A 2,190-nucleotide genomic window follows, 5' to 3' on the forward strand; every position below is an offset into this window, starting at 1 on the left:
TTCCGGATCGAGCCGGGTGAGGTTCAGGCGGTGATCGTCGGGCATGCGCGGGTCGCGCAGGCTGCGGTGGTCGCCCGTGAGGACAGCCCCGGTGATGTGCGTCTGGTGGCGTACGTGGTGCCGGCCGAGGGTGTGGACGGGGCCGGGCTGCCGGATCTGGTGAAGGCGTTTGCCGGGCAGCGGTTGCCGGAGTACATGGTGCCGTCGGCGGTGGTGGTGCTGGATGCGCTGCCGCTGACGGTCAACGGCAAGATCGACCGCCGCGTGCTGCCCGCCCCCGAGTACACGGCGGGCGCGGGCCGGGCGCCGGCCACGCCGCAGGAGCAGGCCCTGTGCGAGGCGTTCGCGCACGTGCTGGGCCTGGAGAGCGTGGGCGTCGACGACGACTTCTTCGATCTGGGCGGGCACTCGCTGCTGGCCACCCAGCTCGTGAGCCGGATCCGCACGCTCCTCGGCGCCGAGGTGGGTATCGCGGATGTGTTCGAGGCGCCGACGGTCGCCGGACTGGTGACCCGCATTGCCAATCAGAAGCCGACCAGGCCCGCCCTGCGGCCGATGCGCAACAACGAGGAGTCCTGATGTACCCGTTGTCCTTCGCACAGCGGCGGCTGTGGTTCATCGGCCAGTTCGAGGGGCCGGGAGCGCACTACAACAGCCCGATCGCCGTGCGGCTCTCGGGGCAGGTGGACCGGGACGCCCTGGCGGCGGCCCTGCGGGACGTGCTGGGGCGGCACGAGGTGCTGCGGACGGTGTTCGCCGTGCTCGACGGCGAGCCCTACCAGCGGATCGTGAAGCTGGACGAGCTCGACTGGGAGCTGCAGCTGGCCGAGGTCGCCGAGGAGGAGCTGGCGGCCGCGGTCACCGCGGCCGGCCGGTACCCCTTCGACCTGTCCGTCGACGTCCCGATCCGCGCGACGCTGTTCTCGGCAGGTCCGGACGAGCATGTGTTGGCGCTGGTCGTCCACCACATCGCGAGTGATGGCTGGTCGCGGCGGCCGCTGGGTCGGGACCTGTCCGCTGCCTATGCGGCGCGCCGGGAGGGCCGGGCGCCCGAGTGGGAGCCGCTGCCGGTGCAGTACGCGGACTACGCGCTGTGGCAGCGGGACCTGCTGGGCGACAAGGAGGACCCGGACAGTGTGATCTCCCGCCAGGTCGCCTACTGGAAGCAGGCTCTGGCGGGGGTCCCGGAGGAATTGGAGTTGCCGTTCGATCGGCCACGTCCCGCGGTCGCGGGCAACCAGGGACACACGGTCTCCTTCGCGGTCCCGGCCGAGGCGCACGCGCGGTTGGCGGAGCTGGCGCGGGCCGAGGGCGTGACGCCGTTCATGGTGCTCCAGGGCGCGCTGGCGGTGCTGCTGTCCCGCCTGGGTGCCGGTACGGACATCCCGATCGGCGCGGCGGTGGCCGGTCGCACCGATGAGGCGCTGAACGACCTGGTCGGGTTCTTCGTCAACACCCTGGTCATGCGGACCGACCTGTCCGGCGACCCTTCGTTCCGCCAACTACTGGGACGGGTACGCAAGACGGGCCTCGGGGCCTTGGGGCACCAGGACGTGCCGTTCGAGCGGCTGGTGGAGGCGCTCGCCCCAGCCCGCTCCATGGCGCGCAATCCGCTCTTCCAGGTGATGCTCGCGGTCCAGAACACCGCGCGGTCGGCAATGGACCTGGCGGGTGTGCAGGCAGAGTCGTTCTCGTCGGGGGCGTCGAGGTCCGTCTTCGACCTGGACATGACGGTCGGTGAGACGTTCGACGCCGGCGGCCGTCCGGCAGGGTTGCGCGGAACGCTGACCGGTCCGACTGACCTGTTCGACCAGTCGTCGGTGGAGCGGATCGCCGTGGCCTGGGTGCGGGTGCTGGAGACGGTGCTGCTCGACCCGGAGGTCCGGGTGAGCGGGGTCGAGGTGTTGGGTGCGGATGAGCGTCGTCGGGTGTTGGTGGAGTGGAATGACACCGGGCTCGGGGTGTCGGCGTTGACGGTTCCGGGGGTGTTCGCGGAGCGGGTGGCGCAGGCGCCGGATGCGGTTGCGGTGGTGGGTGAGGGTGTCGAGCTGACGTATCGCGAGTTGGACGAGCGGGCGAACCGGTTGGCGCACTTCCTGGTGGATCGTGGTGTGGGTGCGGAGTCGGTGGTCGCGGTCTGCATGGAGCGCGGTGTCGAGCTGGTGGTGTCGCTGCTGGCGGTGCTGAAGG

The 2,190-nt window shown here is 71.1% G+C and carries 2 protein-coding genes; both read left to right on the top strand.

What is annotated here, in order from left to right:
* Positions 1–579, top strand: a 579-nt coding sequence (locus tag ACZ55U_RS38955) for a phosphopantetheine-binding protein (RefSeq protein WP_465534362.1), incomplete at its 5' end; no start/stop codon positions are given.
* Positions 579–2,190: condensation domain-containing protein (locus ACZ55U_RS38960; RefSeq protein ID WP_465534364.1), on the top strand; the 1,612-nt coding region annotated here is incomplete at its 3' end. The genes ACZ55U_RS38955 and ACZ55U_RS38960, both read left to right, overlap by 1 nt.

It is taken from the genome of Kitasatospora sp. NPDC034533, assembly GCF_055575155.1.